This is a genomic window from Streptomyces sp. SCSIO ZS0520, from assembly GCF_025643355.1.
GTDB classification, from domain to species: Bacteria; Actinomycetota; Actinomycetes; order Streptomycetales; family Streptomycetaceae; genus Streptomyces; species Streptomyces physcomitrii.
This window is the reverse complement of sequence record NZ_CP092644.1, coordinates 664,171-684,191: the sequence shown is the minus strand read 5'-3', so window position 1 is coordinate 684,191 and position 20,021 is coordinate 664,171. Positions and strand designations below refer to the sequence as shown.

Genomic DNA, 20,021 nt, shown 5'->3' with positions numbered 1-20,021 from the left:
GCCCGCGACACCGCGAGGGGAGACCGCAGGCCGGTGCCCCGTGCCCGTCGGCGAGACGCCGTGCCCACTGTCGAAGGGAATCGATCCGTGAGCGAGGACAGGCTTCGCGACTTCCTGACCCGCGTCTCCTCCGACCTCCAGCGCACCCGGGCCCGGTTGCGCCAGGTCGAGGGCAGGGCGACCGAACCCATCGCCGTGGTCTCCATGAGCTGCCGCTACCCCGGCGGCGTCCGCAGCCCCGAAGACCTGTGGCACCTGGTCGACTCGGCCGCCGACGGCATCACCGGCTTCCCCGAGAACCGCGGCTGGGACCTCGACGCCCTCTACGACCCCGACCCCGCCCACCCCGGCACCTGCTACACCCGCGAGGGCGGATTCCTGCACGACGCCGCCGACTTCGACGCCTCCTTCTTCGGCATGTCCCCCCGCGAGGCCCTCGCCACCGACCCGCAGCAGCGCCTGCTCCTCGAAGTCGTCTGGGAGGCCCTGGAGCGGGGCGGACTGCGCCCGGCCGACCTGCGGGGCAGCGCCACGGGTGTCTTCGCCGGCGTCATGTACAACGACTACGGCACCCGCTTCGCCGAGATGCCCGCGGGCTTCGAGGGCTACCTCGGCAACGGCAGCGCCGCCAGCATCGCCTCCGGCCGCATCTCGTACACCTTCGGCTTCGAGGGGCCCGCGGTCACCGTCGACACCGCCTGCTCCTCCTCGCTGGTCTCCCTGCACCTCGCCGCCCAGGCGCTGCGCGGCGGCGAGTGCGACCTCGCGCTCGCCGGAGGCGTGGCGGTGATGTCGACGCCCGTCACCTTCCTGGAGTTCAGCCGCCAGCGCGGGCTCTCCCCCGACGGCCGCTGCAAGTCCTTCGCCGACGCGACCGACGGAACCGGCTGGGGCGAAGGCGTCGGCATGCTCCTGCTCGAACGCCTCTCCGACGCCCGCCGCCACGGCCACCCCGTCCTCGCCGTGCTCCGCGGCTCCGCCGTCAACCAGGACGGGGCCAGCAGCGGCCTCACCGCCCCCAACGGCCCCGCGCAGGAACGCGTCATCCGCGCGGCCCTCGCCGCGTCCGGCCTCACCCCGGCCGAGGTGGACGCGGTCGAGGCGCACGGCACCGGCACCACCCTCGGCGACCCCATCGAGGCGCAGGCGCTGCTCGCCACCTACGGGCAGGACCGGCCCGCGGGCCGCCCCCTGTGGCTGGGCTCCCTGAAGTCGAACATCGGCCACACCCAGGCCGCCGCCGGGGTCGGCGGCGTGATCAAGATGGTGCAGGCCCTGCGCCACGGCCGACTGCCCCGAACCCTGCACGTCGACGCCCCCACCACCGAGGTGGACTGGACCGAGGGCGAGGTACGGCTGCTCACCGAGGCCGTCGACTGGCCCGCCGGTGAGGCCCCGCGGCGCGCCGCCGTCTCGGCCTTCGGCGTCTCCGGCACCAACGCCCACCTCGTCCTGGAGGAGGCCCCGCCCGCCCCGCGGGACGAGACGGAACAGGAGCCCGAACCCCGGGCCCCGGCCCGCCCCGGGCTCCTGCCCTGGACACTGTCCGCCCGCAGCGACGAGGCCCTCCGCGCACAGGCGGCCACCCTGCTCGCCCGCCTCGACGAGGAGGACGAGGAGACCGCGGACCCCCTCGCCACGGCACACACCCTGGCCGCGCACCGCTCGCTCTTCACCCACCGCGCCGTCGTCCTCGGCGACACGACCGAGGCACTCAAGGAAGGCCTCCGCGCCCTGGCCGCCGGGGAGCCCTCCGCCCACCTCACCCTCGGAACAGCGAGCCGCCGACAGAAGAAGGCCTTCCTGTTCGCGGGTCAGGGCTCCCAACGGCCGGGCATGGGACGGGAGTTGTACGAGGCGTTCCCGGTGTTCGCGGAGGCTTTCGACGCGATCTGCGCGCGGATTCCCGGGTTGAAGGAGGTCGTGTTCGAGGGCGGGGATCCGGAGGTTCTGCGGCGTACGGAGCATGCTCAGCCCGCGTTGTTCGCGTTCGAGGTGGCGTTGTTCCGTCTGGTCGAATCGTTCGGTGTGCGGCCGGAGTTCGTGGCCGGTCACTCGGTCGGGGAGATCGCTGCCGCGCATGTGGCGGGGGTGTTCTCGCTGGAGGATGCGTGTGCTCTGGTGGCGGCACGCGGTCGTCTGATGCAGCAGCTGCCTTCGGGTGGTGCGATGTGGGCGGTGGAGGCTTCTGAGGAAGAGGTGCTGCCGCTTCTTGAGGGCCGTCCGGAGGTGGGTGTTGCGGCGGTCAACGGGCCGCGTGCGGTGGTGCTTTCGGGCGCCGAGGCCGAAGTCGAAGTGCTGGCAACGCAGTTGAAGGAGCAGGGCCACCGCGTCAGTCGGCTGAAGGTCAGCCATGCCTTCCATTCGCCGTTGATGGAACCGATGGTGGAGGAGTTCCGCACCCTCGCCGAGGGCTTGACGTACGCCTCGCCGCGACTCGCGGTGGTCTCCACCCTGACCGGTGGTCCCGCCGACGCCGACGAGTGGACGGACCCGGCGTACTGGGTGCGCCATGTGCGCGAGGCCGTGCGTTTCGGCGACGGGGTGAAGGCACTGGCCGCCGCCGGGGTGACCCGGTTCCTGGAGATCGGGCCGGACGCCACCCTCACCGCACTCGCCGCCGACTCCCTTGCCGAGAAGGCCGATGCGGTGCTCGTTCCCGCCCAGCGCAAGGACCGCCCCGAGACCGAGGGAGTGCTCGCGGCGCTCGCCGCGCTGCACACCACGGGCACGGCCGTCGACTGGGACGTACTGCTCCCCGGCGACCACCCGCTCGTCGCCCTGCCCACCTACGCCTTCCAGCGCACCCGCTACTGGCTGGAGCCCGAGCCGGCCCGGAACCCGGGCCGCGGCGGCGGCCACCCGCTGCTCCCGGTCAGCACCTCGCTCGCCGAATCCGGCGCCGTGGTGGCCTCCGGGCAGCTGTCCCGCCGTACGCACGCCTGGCTCGCCGAACTGGCCACGGGCGGTGCCGGAGCACTGCCCGTGGCCGTCGTCACCGAACTCGCCCTGCACACGGGCCGGTCGCTCGGCGCGCACCACCTCACCGAGCTGCGGGTCGACGCGGTCTCGCTCCCCGCCGAGGGCGAGGTCGAGATCCAGACCGTCACCGAGGCCGCGGAGACCGAGGGCCGGTGGCGCTTCACCCTGCACGCGCGCGTCGCCGCCCCAAAGGGGGAGGAGCCCAAGCCCTGGCACCGCTGCGGCCAGGGTCTCCTCTCCGCCCGCCCCGAGGACGCCGCCGGCCCGGACGAGGAGCCCGAGGCCGGAACCTGGCCGCCGCCCGGAGCCGTTCCGCTGCCGACCGAGGAGCTGTTCGCCGCCCTCGGCGACCCGGCGGAGGCCCCCCTCACCCGCGCCGCGCTCACCGCTGCCTGGCGGCTCGGCGACGAGGTGCTCGCCGAAGTCTCCGTACCGGAGGAACGCCTCCCCGAGGTGGACCGGCACGCCCTGCACCCCGCCCTCCTGGACGGCGCCCTGCTGGCCCTCACCGCCCTCGGCGAGCCGGTCGCCCGGCGCGCCGAGTGGTCCGGCCTCGGCCTGCACGCGAGCGCCGCCCGCGACGTACGGGTCCGGTGGAGCCCCCGCCCCGGAGCCGGGGCGCGGCTGCGGCTCACCGACACCGAGGGGGCGCCGGTGCTCACGGCGACCGCCGTGGCCGTACCGCCCGCCGAGCCCGTGGTCCTGCCCGGCGCCGCCCCGGAACGCGGCGGCGAACTGTACGCACTGACCTGGTCGGCGGCCGGACCGGCCACCCTCCCGGCACCGGACTCCGTGGCGCTCGCGGCCGACCGCGCGGACCTGCTCACCGCCGGGGACGCCCCGTACGCCGGACTCGTCGTCCTGCCCTGGCCCGCCCAGGAGGAGGGCGACCCGGCGGCAGCCGTGCACCGCTGCCTCGCCGAAGCCCTCGAACTCCTCCGGCACTGGCTCACCGACCCGCGGGCCGCGCGGTCCCGCCTGCTCCTGCTGACCCGGGGCGCCGTCGCCGCCACCCCGCGGGAGGACGTCACCGACCTCCCGGCCGCCGCGGTACGGGGCCTGGTCAAGTCCGCCCAGGCCGAGAACCCGGGCCGCTTCCTCCTCCTCGACAGCGACCGGGACCTCACCGAGGCCGAACTCGCCCGGGCCGCGCGGTACCCGCACGAGGACCTGCTCCAGCGCGACGGTGCCTTCCTCGCCCCCGCCCTGGCCCCCGCCGAGGAAGTCCGCGAGGAGCCGGTCGTCTCCTTCGACCCGGAGCGGACCGTTCTGGTCACCGGCGGAACCGGCACCGTGGGCGCGGCCACCGTCCGCCACCTCGTCCACCGGCACGGCGTACGCCACCTGCTGCTGCTCACCCGGCGCGGTCCCGCGGCCCCCGAAGCGGCCGAGCTGCTCGCCGAACTCACCGGCTCCGGCGCCGAACTCAGCGTCCTCGCCTGCGACGCCGCGGACCGCGGGGCCGTCGAGGCCGCCCTCGGCACCCTCCCGGCGGCCCACCCGCTGGGCGCCGTGGTCCACGCCGCCGGGATCCTCGACGACGGTGTCCTCACCTCGCTCACCCCGGCCCGCCTGGACGCCGTACTGCGCCCCAAGGCCGACGCCGCCCTCGTCCTGCGCGAGCTCACCCGGGACCTGGACCTGACCGCCTTCGTCCTCTACTCCTCGGCCGCCGCCACCTTCGGCGGCCCGGGGCAGGGCAACTACGGTGCCGCCAACGCCTTCCTCGACGCCTACGCCGCCCGGCTGCGGTCCGAGGGGCTCCCCGCGCTCAGCATCGCCTGGGGCCTGTGGGAGCAGGAGAGCGGGATGACCCGCAGCCAGGAGTCGGCCGTACGCGGCCGTGCCGCACGGGGCGGCATCGGCGCCCTGCCCACGGACGAGGCCCTCGACCTCTTCGACCGGGCCCTGCACCACACCGGGGGCACTCCGCTCCCGCTGCGCCTGGACCGGGCCGCGCTCGCCCGCGAGCCCGAGGGGATCCACCCGCTCCTGCTCCCCTTCGCGCCCCGCAACACCCTGCCCAAGGCCGCCGCCCGCCCCGGAAGCACGGCAACCGCCGCCTCCGCGCGGCGTTCCCTGAGCCCTGCCGAGCCGGCCGACCTGGTGCGCGCCACTCTCGCCGCGGTGCTCGGCCACGGCTCCGGCACCGCGATCGCCCTGGACGGCCCCTTCAGCGAACTGGGCCTCGACTCGCTCACCTCGCTGGAACTGCGCAACGCGCTGAGCGCCTCGACCGGCCTCGACCTGCCCGCGAGCCTGGTCTTCGACTACCCGACCCCGGCCGCCGTCGCCGCCCACCTCGCCGCACTCCTCTCGCCGGGGTCCACCGAGGGTGCCGCCGCCCCGGACGCGCCGTCCGCGGCGGGCGCCACCCTCGGCGAGGAGCCGCTCGCCATCATCGGCATGGCCTGCCGCTTCCCCGGCGGTGTCGAGAGCACCGAGGACCTGTGGGACCTGCTCGTGTCGGAGCGCGACGCCGTCGGCGACTTCCCGGGCGACCGGGGCTGGAACGTCCCGGTCCACCAGGGCGCGGGCCCCGCCGCCCCCGGCACCACTCTCACGCGGCGCGGTGCCTTCCTGCGCGATGTCGGCGGTTTCGACGCGGAGTTCTTCGGCGTCTCCCCGCGTGAGGCCCTGGCGATGGACCCGCAGCAGCGGCTGCTCCTGGAGACCTCCTGGGAGGCGCTCGAACGCTCGGGCCTCGACCCCCGGTCGCTCAGGGGAAGCCGTACGGGGGTCTTCGCGGGGACCAACGGCCAGGACTACCCCCAGGTCCTCGCCGCCTCCGACGAGGACACCGACGGCTACCTCGGAACCGGCAACGCGGCCAGCGTCTTCTCCGGCCGCATCGCCTACTCGCTCGGCCTCGAAGGCCCGGCGGTCACCGTCGACACGGCCTGCTCCTCCTCCCTCGTCGCCCTGCACTGGGCGGCCCGTTCCCTGCTCGCCGACGAGTGCACGACGGCCCTCGTCGCCGGAGCCACCGTGATGTCCAGCCCCGCCGCCTTCGTGGAGTTCTCCCGTCAGGGCGGTCTGGCGGTGGATGGCCGGTGCAAGGCGTTCGGTGAGGGTGCGGATGGTACGGGGTGGGGTGAGGGTGTCGGTGTTGTGGTGGTGGAGCGCTTGTCGGTGGCCCGTGCGAAGGGGCATCGGGTTCTGGCGGTAGTGCGTGGGTCCGCGGTCAATCAGGACGGTGCGTCGAATGGTTTGACGGCGCCTAATGGTCCTTCGCAGCAGCGGGTGATTCGTGCGGCTCTGGCGGATGCGGGTGTGTCTGCCGATGGTGTGGATGTGGTGGAGGCGCACGGGACGGGCACGGCGTTGGGTGATCCGATCGAGGCGCAGGCGCTGCTGGCCACGTACGGGCAGGACCGGCCGATGGGGAGCCCGTTGTGGTTGGGGTCGGTGAAGTCGAATCTTGGTCATACGCAGGCTGCTGCGGGTGTGGCGGGTGTGATCAAGATGGTGGAGGCCTTGGGGCGTGGGGTGTTGCCCGCCTCGTTGCATGTGGGGGCACCGTCGTCGCGGGTGGATTGGTCTGCGGGTGCGGTGCGGGTGTTGGAGGAGTCGTGCGGGTGGCCCGAGGTGGGGGGTCGTCCGCGTAGGGCGGGTGTGTCGTCGTTCGGGTTGAGCGGGACGAACGCACATGTGATCTTGGAGCAGGCGCCTGAGGACCTGTCCGGTGAGGCTGAACTCCCGGCGGATGAAGGGTCGTTGGCGCAGACCGACACCGACACCGACACCGGCGCAGGCATCGATGTTGCTGGTGTTCCGGTGGCGTGGGTGGTGTCGGGGCGTGGTCGCGGTGCGTTGAGTGCGCAGGCGGAGCGTCTGGCTGCCTGGGTCGAGGATCAGCCCGCTGTGGATGTGCGGGGTGTGGGTCGTGCGTTGGCGTTGACGCGTTCGGCGTTCGAGGACCGTGCCGTGGTGCGGGGCTTTGACCGTGAGGAACTGCTTGCCGGTCTGGGGGCGTTGGCGCGAGGTGAGACCTCGCCGCGGGTGACGCTCGGCACGGTGGGTGAAGGCCGGTTGGCGTTCCTGTTCGCGGGCCAGGGCGCCCAACGCCCAGGCATGGGACGGGAGTTGTACGAAGTCTTCCCGGTGTTCGCGGAGGCGTTCGACGCGATCTGCACCCACATCCCCGGGTTGAAGGACGTGGTCTTCGAGGGCGAGGACCCGGAGGTTCTGCGGCGTACGGAGCATGCCCAGCCCGCCCTGTTCGCCTTCGAGGTGGCCCTGTTCCGTCTGCTCGAATCGTTCGGCGTACGCCCGGACTTCGTGGCCGGTCACTCGGTCGGAGAGATCGCCGCCGCGCACATCGCAGGCGTCTTCTCCCTGGAAGACGCGTGCACCCTGGTAGCAGCACGTGGCCGTCTGATGCAGCAACTGCCCGCAGGCGGAGCCATGTGGGCGATAGAAGCCTCCGAGGCGGAAGTCCTGCCTCTGCTGGACGACCGCCCAACCATCGGTATCGCGGCGGTCAACGGCCCCCGAGCCGTGGTCCTCTCCGGCGCCGAGGCCGAAGTCGAAGCGCTCGCAACCGAGTTGAAGGAGGCGGGCCACCGCACCAACCGGCTGAAGGTCAGCCACGCCTTCCACTCACCGTTGATGGACCCGATGCTGGAGGAGTTCCGCACCCTCGCCGAGAGCCTGACCTACGAGACCCCGCAACTCCCCGTCGTCTCGACCCTGACCGGCGCCGCAGCACAGGCGGACGAGTGGACGAACCCCGCCTACTGGGTCCGTCACGTCCGCGAAGCCGTCCGTTTCGCCGACGGCATCGAAGCCCTGGCGCAGGCCGGAGTCACCCGCTTCCTGGAGATCGGACCCGACAGCACCCTCACCGCCCTCGCCGCCACCAACCTGCCGGGGGAGGGGAGTTGGCTCCTCGCCCCCGCCCAGCGCAAGGACCTGGGTGAGGTGGAGAGTCTGCTCGGGTCGGTTTCCGAGGCGTATGTCCGGGGAGTCGACGTGGACTGGACGGCCCTGCTGGGCCAGTCCGCCGCGGCAGGGCTGCCCGTACTGCCGACGTACGCCTTCCAGCGGGAGCGCTTCTGGCCGAAGGCCGCGCGTGTCTCCCCGGCGCGGGACACCCAGGACTCGCCCTTCTGGGAGCTGGTCGAACGGGAGGCCGCGCAGGATCTCGCGCAGGTGCTCGGCCTGGACGAGGGGCTGGTCAAGGAGGTCGTTCCGGCGCTGTCCGCCTGGCACAGGGACCGGTCGGCACGGGCGGAGGCCGATGCCTGGCGCCACCGGATCGCCTGGGAGCCCGTGCGGCTTCCGGCCGGCCGCTTCGAGGGGCGCTGGCTGCTGCTGCACACCGAGCACGGCGGCGCCCTGGCGCGGGCCCTCGCCGACGCCGTCCCGGAGGTGACGCCGCTCGCGGTGGGCGCCGACACCGACCGCGCCGGTCTGGCCGAGGCGCTCGCACGGGCCACCGGGGACGGGCAGCCGACCGGTGTCCTGGTGCTCCCGGACACCGTGGCCGGAGCGCTGCGGCTGATGCAGGCGCTGGGCGACGCACAGGTGACCGCCCCGTCCTGGTGGCTCACCCGGAACGCCGTCGCCGCGGGCGCGCCCTCGCAGGAGGGGCCCGATCCCGAGCAGGCGGCGATCTGGGGACTCGGCCGGGTGGCCGCCCTGGAGCACCCCGAACGCTGGGGAGGCCTGGTCGATCTGCCCGCCACCCTCGACGCGGGGCTTCTACGGGGTCTGGCCGCCGCCGTCACCTCGGGAACCGAGGACCAACTCGCCCTGCGCGGCGCCGAGATACTCGCCCGGCGCCTGGAAGCCGCGCCGCTGCCCGAGGCCACCGGACCCGCCTGGGTCCCCCCGGGGCGCGTACTGGTCACGGGAGGCACCGGTGCCCTCGGCGCCCACGTCGCCCGCTGGCTGGCCGAGCGCGGCACGCACCACCTCGTACTGACCGGACGACGGGGGCCCGAGGCTCCCGGCGCCGCCGAACTCCGCGCGGAACTGGCGCACTTGGGGGCGGAGGTGAGCATCGAGGCCTGTGACGTGGCCGATCGCGCCCAGCTGACCGCCCTGCTCGACGCCCACCCCGTCGATGCGGTCTTCCACGCGGCGGGACTGCCCGACGCCACCCGCCTGGACGACGCCGACGAGGCCCACCTCACCGAGGTGTGGCGGGCGAAGGCGGTGGGTGCGGTGTTGCTGGACGAGTTGTCGCGGGGGCGTGATTGGGATGCCTTTGTGGTGTTCTCGTCGATTGCGGGTGTGTGGGGGAGTGGGGGGCAGGGGGCGTATGCGGCGGCGAATGCGTGTGCGGAGGGTGTGGTGGAGCGGCGTCGTGCTGGTGGTCTGGTGGGGACGTCGGTGGCGTGGGGGCCGTGGGCCGGTGGGGGGATGGTCTCGGGTGAGGGTGCGGGGGAGTTGGAGCGTCGTGGCTTGCGGTTGATGGATCCGGGGCGTGCTCTGGTGGGTCTGGAGCGTGCGTTGGGTGCGGGGGAGGGTGTGGTGGTGGTCGCGGATGTGGAGTGGGAGCGGTTCGTACCGGCGTTCACCAGCCGCCGCACCAGCCCCCTGCTGACCGGCTTCGCACCGGCCGCCGAGGACACCGGGGCCCCGGAGGCCTCCACCGTCGACGCGGCGGCCCGGCTGCTGGCCCGGCTCGCGGGCAAGCCCGAGTCCGAACGGCGGCGCGCGCTGCGCGAGTTGGTACGGGAGCTCGCCGCCCGCGTACTGCACCGTTCGAGCGACCGGCCGGTGGACAACGACCGCTCCTTCCAGGAGGTCGGTTTCGACTCCCTGACCGCGGTCGAACTGCGCAACCTGCTCAACGCCGAGACCGGCCTGCGGCTGCCCTCCACCCTGGTCTTCGACCATCCGACGCCTCGGCACCTGGCCGAGCTGCTGCACACGGAGCTGTTCCCGGAGCCCGAGGCCGCCCACGAGGAGCAATTGCGGCAGAAGCTCGACCGCATCCCCTTCTCCCGGTGGAAGGACAGCGGGCTGCTCGCCGCCGTGCTCTCCCTGGCCGAGGAGGGCGAGCCGGGCGGTACGGGCCAGGCCGCCACCCCCCAGGGTGCGCCCGGCCCGAGGCAGGACTCCGCGCCCGAGGACGACGAGGCCATCCACGCGATGGAGATCGACGACCTCGTCGAACTCGCCATGGGCGATGGCGCGCCCTGACCGGCACGACACCCGGCGCGCCCGCCGCCCCGCCCGGCACCCCCATACCCCTCTTCCGGCATCCCGTCCGCTCGTACGGACCCACCAACCAGTGGAGCTGAGCATGTCCACCTCCGAGGAGCGCGTCGTCTCGGCGCTGCGTACGTCACTGCTGGAGAACAAGCGTCTGCGCAGGCGCAACGAGGAACTGGAGCGGGCGGCGACCGAGCCCGTGGCGATCGTCGGAATGGCATGCCGCTACCCGGGCGAGGTCGCGGCCCCCGAGGACCTGTGGCGCCTCGTCCTGGACGGTGTGGACGCGATGACGCCGTTCCCGGCCGACCGCGGCTGGGACCTCGCGGACGCGGCCGTCGGCCACGGCGGTTTCGTCAGCACCGCCGCCGACTTCGACGCCGGTTTCTTCGGGGTGTCGCCGCGCGAGGCCCTGTCGATGGACCCCCAGCAGCGCCTCGTCCTGGAGACCTCCTGGGAGGCCCTGGAACGCGGCGGCATCGACCCGGCCTCGGTCCAGGGCAGCCGTACGGGCGTCTTCGTCGGGTGCAGCAACCAGAACTACGGTGCCGCGGGCGGCAGGCTGCCCGACGGCGCCGACGGCCACCTGCTCACCGGCAACGCGGCCAGCGTCGTCTCGGGACGCGTCTCCTACGTCCTCGGGTGCGAGGGCCCCGCCGTCACGGTCGACACGGCCTGCTCCTCCTCGCTGGTGGCGCTGCACCTGGCCGTGCAGTCGCTGCGCTCGGGCGAGTGCGACCTCGCGCTCGCGGGCGGGGTCACGGTCATGGCGACGCCGGAGGTGTTCGCCGAGTTCGACCGGCAGGGCGGCCTGGCGGGCGACGGCCGCTGCAAGGCCTTCGCCGAAGCCGCGGACGGCACCGGCTGGGGCGAGGGAGCGGGCATCCTGCTGGTGGAACGGCTCTCCGACGCGGAGCGCAACGGCCACCGGGTCCTCGCCGTGGTCCGCGGCTCCGCGGTCAACCAGGACGGCGCCTCCAACGGGCTCACCGCGCCCAACGGCCCCGCCCAGCAGCGGGTGATCCGCGCGGCCCTGGAGAACGCCGGGCTCCGGCCGCAGGACGTGGACGTGGTCGAGGCGCACGGCACCGGCACCACCCTCGGCGACCCGATCGAGGCCCAGGCCCTCCTGTCCGCCTACGGGCGCGAACGCGAGGCCGGGCGGCCCCTCTGGCTCGGCTCGGTCAAGTCGAACATCGGCCACACCCAGGCCGCCGCGGGCGCCGCCGGTGTGATCAAGATGGTGGAGGCCCTGCGCCACGGCGTGCTGCCCGCCACCCTCCATGTCGACGAGGCGACCTCGCACGTCGACTGGAGCTCGGGTCAGGTACGCCTGCTCACCGAGCGGCAGGACTGGCCCGAGGCGGAGCGCCCCCGCACGGCCGGAGTCTCCGCCTTCGGCGTCAGCGGTACGAACGCCCATGTCCTCCTCCAGCAGTACGAGCCCGCCCGCACCCCGCAGGAGCCGGAGGCCGCCGACGGGACCGCGACCGCGCGCGCGGTCCCGCCCCTGGTGACCTGGCCCCTCTCGGGCCGTACGGAGGAAGCCCTGCGCGACCAGGCCCGCGCCCTGGCCTCCTTCGTGGACCGGCACCCCGGCCTCGACCCCCACCGCCTCGGCCAGGCCCTCGCGACGACCCGCACCCCCTTCACACACCGCGCCGTCGTCGTGGCCGAACCCACCGCCGACTTCGCCCGCATTCTTCGGGGACTGGCCGACGGCACGGCCGAGAAGACCCCGGAACTCGTCCGCGGCCAGGACCGCGGCGAGGGACGCACCGCTTTCCTGTTCGCGGGTCAGGGCTCCCAACGGCTCGGCATGGGACGGGAGTTGTACGAGGCCTTCCCGGTGTTCGCGGAGGCTTTCGACGTGGTGTGCGCGCTGGTCGGTGAGGGCCTGCGGGATGTCGTCTTCGGTGGGGATGCCGACCGGTTGAACGAGACCGGGTGGACGCAGCCCGCGTTGTTCGCGTTCGAGGTGGCGTTGTTCCGTCTGGTCGAATCGTTCGGTGTGCGGCCGGAGTTCGTGGCGGGTCACTCGGTCGGGGAGATCGCTGCCGCGCATGTGGCGGGGGTGTTCTCCCTGGAGGATGCGTGTGCGCTGGTGTCGGCGCGCGGTCGTCTGATGCAGCAACTGCCTTCGGGTGGTGCGATGTGGGCGGTGGAGGCCTCGGAGGCGGAGGTGCTGCCGCTGCTCGAGGGCCGTCCGGAGGTGGGTGTCGCGGCGGTCAACGGGCCGCGTGCGGTGGTGCTTTCGGGTGCTGAGGCCGAAGTCGAGGTGCTGGCTGGTGAGTTGCGGGAGCGGGGTCACCGCGTCAACCGGCTGAAGGTCAGCCACGCTTTCCATTCGCCGTTGATGGAACCGATGGTGGAGGAGTTCCGTGCGGTTGCCGAGGGCGTGACGTATGGGCCTTCGCGGCTCGCTGTGGTGTCTACCCTGACCGGTGCGGTGGCGGACGCGGACGAGTGGGGGGACCCGGCGTACTGGGTGCGTCATGTCCGCGAGGCCGTGCGTTTCGGTGACGGGGTGGAGGCGCTGGCGGGGGCGGGAGTGACCCGTTTCCTGGAGATCGGGCCGGACGGCACCCTCACCGCACTCGCCGCCCACAGCCTCTCCGGGGACGGCGGTCACCTTCTCGCCTCCACTCAGCGGAAGGAGCGCCCCGAGGCCGAGTCCTTGTTCCGGGCGCTCGCCGGGGTGCACTCCGACGGCGGTGAGCTGGACTGGGCCGCACTGCTGGGCGACCGGCAGGACACCTCGGATCTCGACCTGCCGACGTACCCCTTCCAGCGTCGGCGCTACTGGCTCTCTCCCGACGAGCCCGCCTCGGGCACCTCGGCGGGACCCGTGCACGCCTCGGCGGTGGTCGACGCTTCCTTCTGGGCGGCGGTCGAGCAGGAGGACCTCGACCACCTCGCCGCGGACCTCCGGATCACCCCCGGGACGCTGGAGCCGGTGCTCCCCGCGCTCTCCGCTTGGTACCGGCAGCAGCGCGACCGCGTACGGCTCAACTCCCTGTGCCATGAGGTCTCCTGGCAGGTACTGACCGGCGACGGGGAGGCGGCACCGGCCGGGACGCGGTCCGGGCAGTGGGCCGTGCTCGCCCCCGGCGGCGGCACGGAGGGCGAGGCCGCGGACCTGGTGGAGCGCCTCGTCGCCGCCCTGCGTGCGCGGGGGCTCTCCGCCCAGGTGATCGAGACCGCTCCGGACGAGCACGAGCGGCTCGCTCCGGCGCTCCGGACCGTTCGCGAGGAGCACGGACCGCTGGACGGGATCCTCTCGCTGCTCGCGCTGGACCCCGCGGCCGACCCCGCCGCGACCACGGTCGCCCTCGTATCGGCCGCGAACGAGGCCGGTTCCTGCGGGCGCCTGTGGACGCTCACCCGGGGCGCGGTCGCCGTGAGCCCCGCGGAGAGCCCCGACTCCCTTGCCCAGAGCGCTGCTTGGGGACTCGGCCGGGTGGCCGCGCTGGAGCACCCCGACCTCTGGGGCGGCCTGATCGACCTGCCCGCCTCGGTCGACGCGCTTGCCGCCTCGCGGATCGTCAAGGCCGTGACCCGCCCGACCCCGGGCGAGGACCAACTCGCCGTCCGGGCGAACGGCCTCTTCGGCCGTCGCCTGGTGGCGGCCTCTCCGCTCCCGGCCGTCGCCGAACGCTGGGAGCCGCGAGGCACGGTGCTCATCACCGGCGGCAGCGGGGCACTCGCCGGGCACCTCGCGCGCTGGGCCGTGGAACGCGGTGCCCGCGATCTCCTGCTGGTGAGCCGACGGGGAGCCGAGGCGCCCGGCGCGAGCGCGCTGCGGGAGGAGCTGACGGAGTCGGGCGCGCAGGTCACCTTCGCCGCCGTCGACGTCTCCGTACGCGAGGATCTGGCCGGACTTCTGGCGGAGCACCCTGTCGACGCGGTCTTCCACACGGCAGGTGTGCTGGACGACGGCACGCTGCTCAGCACCGGTGCGGAACGTCTGGCCCGGGTCAGGGCGCCGAAGGCCGAAGCCGCCCTTCTTCTCGACGAGTTGACGCGCGCGCAGGACCTCTCCGCCTTCGTCCTGTTCTCCTCACTGGCCGGCACGCTGGGCAGCCCCGGCCAGAGCGCGTACGCCGCCGCCAACGCGACGCTGGACGCGCTGGCCGAGCGGCGTCGGGCGGAGGGTCTGCCGGGCACGTCGATCGCTTGGGGCCCCTGGGCCGGTGGCGGCATGGCCGCCGAGGCGGGGGACCGCCGCCGCGGCCAAGGCGCGGTGACCGCGCTGGACCCGGAGACGGCGCTGTCGGCCCTCGGCGCGGTACTGGACCACGGGCGCACCCACCACTTCGTCGCCGAGGTCGACTGGGACCGTTTCGTCCCGGCCTTCACCGCCGTCCGCCCCAGCGCACTCCTCGCTGCACTGGCCCCGCCCACCGGCTCCACGGAACCGGCGACCGACCAGGGGGCCGCCCCGGACCCGACCGGTCTTCGTGGGCGTCTTGCGGGGTTGTCGGTGGAGGGGCAGTTGCGTGAGGTGTTGGAGTTGGTGCGGTCGCGTGCTGCTGGGGTGTTGGGGTTTGCGGGTGCGGGGGAGGTGGGTGCGGAGCGTTCTTTCCGTGATCTGGGTGTGGATTCGTTGATCGCGGTGGAGTTGCGCAATGTGCTGGCGTCGGTGTGTGGGGTGTCGTTGCCGGCGACGGTGGTTTTTGATTATCCGACGCCGTTGGCGTTGGCGGGGTTCTTGCGGGATGAGGTGTGCGGGGGTGCGGTCGCGGAGGCGGCTGGTGCTGCTGTGGTGCCCGTGGCGGGTGCTGTCGGTGATGAGCCGGTGGCGATTGTCGGTATGGCGTGCCGTTTCCCGGGTGGGGTGGATTCCCCGGAGTCGTTGTGGGAGTTGCTGGTCCAGGAGCGGGACGGGATCACCGACTTCCCCACCGACCGCGGCTGGGACTCGCTGGACGAGATGTACGACCGATATGCGGGTGCGGAAGGTGAGGGCCGTACCTATACGCGTCAGGGTGGCTTCCTGAGCGATGTCGGTGGTTTTGATGCGGAGTTCTTCGGGGTGTCTCCGCGTGAGGCGTTGGCGATGGATCCGCAGCAGCGGTTGCTGTTGGAGGCGTCGTGGGAGGCGGTGGAGCGCTCGGGGATGGATCCGCGGTCGCTGCGGGGGAGCCGGACGGGCGTTTTCGCGGGCACCAACGGCCAGGACTATCCGGTGCTGCTCGGAGTCTCCGAGGGGGACTTCGGGGGCTACGTGGGTACGGGCAGCGCGGCCAGTGTGGTGTCGGGTCGTGTGTCGTACGTGCTGGGGCTTGAGGGTCCTGCGGTGACGGTGGACACGGCGTGCTCGTCGTCGTTGGTGGCCTTGCATCTGGCGGTGCGTTCGGTGCGCTCGGGGGAGTGTGATCTGGCGCTTGCGGGTGGGGCGACGGTGATGTCGACCCCGGGTGCGTTTGTGGAGTTCTCCCGCCAGGGTGGTCTGGCGGTGGATGGCCGGTGCAAGGCGTTCGGTGAGGGTGCGGACGGCACAGGATGGGGTGAAGGCGTCGGTGTTGTGGTGGTGGAGCGCCTGTCGGTGGCCCGTGCGAAGGGGCATCGGGTTCTGGCGGTAGTACGTGGGTCCGCAGTGAACCAGGACGGTGCGTCCAACGGTCTGACCGCGCCGAATGGTCCCTCGCAGCAGCGGGTGATCCGTGCCGCTCTCGCCGATGCGGGTGTGCCTGCTTCCGGGGTGGATGCGGTGGAGGCGCACGGTACGGGCACGGCGTTGGGTGATCCGATCGAGGCGCAGGCGCTGCTGGCCACGTACGGGCAGGACCGGCCGATGGAGAGTCCGTTGTGGTTGGGGTCGGTGAAGTCGAATCTTGGTCATACGCAGGCTGCTGCGGGTGTGGCGGGTGTGATCAAGATGGTGGAGGCCTTGGGGCGTGGGGTGTTGCCCGCTTCGCTGCATGTGGGGGTGCCGTCGTCGCGGGTGGATTGGTCTGCGGGTGCGGTGCGGGTGTTGCAGGAGTCGAGCGACTGGCCGGAGGTGGACGGCCGTCCACGTAGGGCGGGTGTGTCGTCGTTCGGGCTGAGCGGGACGAACGCACATGTGATCTTGGAGCAGGCGCCTGAGGACCTGTCCGGTGAGGGCGAACTCCCGGCGGATGAAAGGTCGTTGGCGCAGACCGACACCGACACCGACACCGACACCGGCGCAGGCATCGATGTTGCTGGTGTTCCGGTGGCGTGGGTGGTGTCGGGGCGTGGTCGTGGTGCGTTGAGTGCGCAGGCGGAGCGTCTGGCTGCCTGGGTCGAGGACCAGCCTGGTGTGGATGTGCGGGGTGTGGGTCGTGCGTTGGCGTTGACGCGTTCGGCGTTCGAGGACCGTGCCGTGATCCGGGGCAAGGACAGGGAGGAACTGCTCGCCGGTCTGGGGGCGTTGGCGCGGGGCGAGACGTCGTCGCGGGTGACGCTCGGCACGGTGGGTGAAGGCCGACTGGCGTTCCTGTTCGCGGGCCAGGGCGCCCAACGGCCAGGTATGGGCCGGGAGTTGTACGAAGCGTTCCCGGTGTTTGCGGAGGCGTTCGACGCGATCTGCACGCAGCTCGGTGAAGAGCTGCGAGACGTCGTCTTCGGTGAGGACGCGGACCGGCTGAACGAGACGGGCTGGACGCAGCCCGCTCTCTTCGCCTTCGAGGTGGCCCTGTTCCGTCTGCTCGAATCGTTCGGCGTACGCCCGGACTTCGTGGCCGGTCACTCGGTCGGAGAGATCGCCGCCGCGCACATCGCGGGTGTGTTCTCCCTGGAGGACGCCTGCGCCCTGGTAGCAGCGCGTGGCCGTCTGATGCAGCAACTGCCCGCAGGCGGAGCCATGTGGGCGGTAGAGGCCTCCGAGGCGGAGGTCCTGCCTCTGCTGGACGACCGCCCAACCATCGGTATCGCGGCGGTCAACGGCCCCCGAGCCGTGGTCCTCTCCGGCGCCGAGGCCGAAGTCGAAGCCCTCGCAACCGAGTTGAAGGAGCAGGGTCACCGCACCAACCGGCTGAAGGTCAGCCACGCCTTCCACTCACCGTTGATGGACCCGATGTTGGAGGAGTTCCGCACCCTCGCCGAAAGCCTGACCTACGAGCCCCCGCAACTCCCCGCCGTTTCCACCCTGACCGGCGCCACAGCGGACGCGGATGAGTGGACGAACCCCGCCTACTGGGTCCGTCACGTCCGCGAAGCCGTCCGCTTCGCCGACGGCATCGAGACCCTGGCAGGCGCGGGAGTCACCCGCTTCCTGGAGATCGGGCCCGACGGCACCCTCACCGCCCTCGCCACCCACACCCTTGCCGCGCTCTCCGAGGCCTCGGCTGAGACCGGTGACGTAGCGGTCGAGGGAGTCGCCGAGGAGTACGTCTGCGCGCCGGTCGCACGGAAGGAGGTCGCGGAGGCCCCGGCCCTGCTGGAGGGGCTCGCGCGGCTGTATGTGGCCGGTGCCGCGGTCGACTGGGCCGCTGTCTGCAAACCGATGGCGGTGGCCGGGGCGCCGGTGGATCTGCCGTCGTACGCCTTCCAGCGCACCCGCTACTGGCCGCAGACGCCGGTCCGGGCGCGGGGTGCGGGAGGGAGCGAGGGCGACCGTGCCTTCTGGGAGATCGTCGGGAACGAGGACGCGGGTGAACTGGCCGCGACGCTCGGTGTCTCCGAGGACGCCCTCGGATCCGTGCTCCCCGCGCTGACGACGCTGCGGCAGCAGTACGCGGAGCGCTCGGCCACCGACCAGTGGCGCTACCGGACCGAGTGGCTGCCGGTGTCCCCGGACGCCGGTGCCGCGCGGGACGGGCGCTGGCTCCTGCTCCAGGAGCCCGGTACCGCACCGCTCGCGGGCCTGGAGGAGTTCCTCCCGGGGCTGGAGCGGATCGACTGCGCGGCCCGCGAGCGCGACGGACTGGCCGGGATCCTCAAGGACGCGGTGGGCGGCGACCAGCCGCAGGGCGTCCTCTCCTGCCTCTCCGGCGCAGCGCACGACGGGGTCGCGCTCGCGCTCGCGCTGGTGCAGGCCTTGGGGGACGCCGCGCCGACGGTCCCACTGTGGCTCGCCACCCGGGCCGGGTTCGGTCCGGAGCCGGTCCCCGAGGATCCGTGGGCGGCGGCGGTCTGGGGTCTGGGCCGGGTGGCCGCCCTGGAGCACCCGGAACGCTGGGGCGGTCTGCTCGACCTGCCCCGCGACCCGGGCGCCGCCGAACTGGAGCGTGCCGCCGCGGTGTTGGCCGCGGGCGAGGAGGACCAGGTGGCGGTGCGCGCCGAGGGGACGTACGCCCGGCGGCTGCTGCCCGCGCCCGTTCCGGCGGCCACCACCGACTGGACCGCCCCGTCCCGGGTCCTGGTGACCGGCGGTACGGGGGCACTCGGCGCCCGTGTCGCCCGCTGGCTCCTGGAGCACGGCACCACCGACCTGGTACTGACCAGCCGCAGCGGTCCCGAGGCTCCCGGCGCCACCGCCCTCGCCGAGGAACTGCGGGACGGCGGCGCGAAGCGGGTCGAGATCCTCGCCTGCGACATCGCGGACCGGGACTCGGTGACCGCCCTGCTCGACGCCCACCCCGTCGACGGCGTCGTGCACGCCGCGGGCGTCCTCGACGTGGCGCCCCTCGACGTCGTCAACTCCGAGGACCTGAACACGGCCCTGCGGGCGAAGGCGGTGGGTGCGGTGTTGCTGGACGAGTTGTCGCGGGGGCGGGATTGGGATGCCTTTGTGGTGTTCTCGTCGATTGCGGGTGTGTGGGGGAGTGGGGGGCAGGGGGCGTATGCGGCGGCGAATGCCTGTGCGGAGGGTGTGGTCGAGCGCCGCCGTGCTGGTGGTCTGGTGGGGACGTCGGTGGCGTGGGGGCCGTGGGCCGGTGGGGGGATGGTGTCGGGTGAGGGTGCGGGGGAGTTGGAGCGTCGTGGGTTGCGGTTGATGGATCCGGGGCGTGCTCTGGTGGGTCTGGAGCGTGCGTTGGGTGCGGGGGAGGGTGTGGTGGTGGTCGCGGATGTGGAGTGGGAGCGGTTCGTGCCGGCGTTCACCAGCCGCCGCCCCAGCCCCCTGCTCGCCCAACTCCCGCAGGCGGAAGCGGTCTTGGCCCAACAGGACCGGGCCGCCGGGCCGGCCGGTACGACGCCGCCGCTCGTCGCCAGGGTCCTGGCGCTGCCGCGTGAGGAGCGCAGGTCGGCGCTGCGCGAGCATGTGCGGCAGGCCGCCGCGCTCGCGCTCGGCCACGGGGACGCCGCGGGTGTCGACCCCGGGCGGTCCTTCCGCGACCTGGGCTTCGACTCCCTCACCGCGGTGGAACTGCGCAACACCCTCACCAGGGACACCGGCCTGCGCCTGTCGGCCACGGTCGTCTTCGACCATCCCAGCGCGGCCGACCTGGCCCGCCATCTCGACGCCGCACTCGCGGGCGAGAGCCGGACCGTGGCCACGATGCTCGCGGAGCTGGAGACCAGCGTCTCCGGGATCCTGTCGGCCGAGCCCGACCGGGACGCCCGGGAGCTGCTGGGCAGCCGTCTGCGGGCCATGCTGGCCCAGGTCGAGGGCGCGGAGGCCGAAGAGGCGGACGGCGCCGGGAGCGTCTCGCTCAGCGACCGTCTGGACGGGGCCAGCGACGAGGAGCTCTTCGACTTCATCAGCCGGGAACTCGACCAGTGACACGGGAACTCGACCAGTAGCAGGGGCCGTACGGCAGTGGTGGGGATCGGTCGCCTCCGGGGGCCGGTCCCCACCACCGCCGTACCCAACGCCGATGTCCGGGCCCGGGGCCGATCCGTGAGAGCGGACCGGACCCGGGCCCCGGACATGCGACGGCAGGCCCGGCCCCGGACATGCGACGGCAGCGGTCGCACCCTCGGGGGAAGGAGGCGCGACCGCTGCCGTGATCAGGGGGGGCCGG

General features: G+C 73.2%; 2 protein-coding genes. Both read left to right on the top strand.

Annotated features, from left to right (window positions below):
• Positions 1–60 precede the first annotated feature (60 nt).
• Positions 61–10,137 carry a type I polyketide synthase gene (locus MID12_RS02485; RefSeq protein ID WP_411576894.1) on the top strand — a complete coding sequence of 3,359 codons (10,077 nt, stop codon included), beginning with the start codon at positions 61–63 and terminating at the stop codon, positions 10,135–10,137.
• Positions 10,138–10,240: 103 nt separating this feature from the next.
• Entirely contained in the window at positions 10,241–19,780 is a 9,540-nt protein-coding gene (locus tag MID12_RS02480; RefSeq protein WP_263164586.1) for a type I polyketide synthase, read from the top strand.
• Positions 19,781–20,021: the final 241 nt, after the last annotated feature.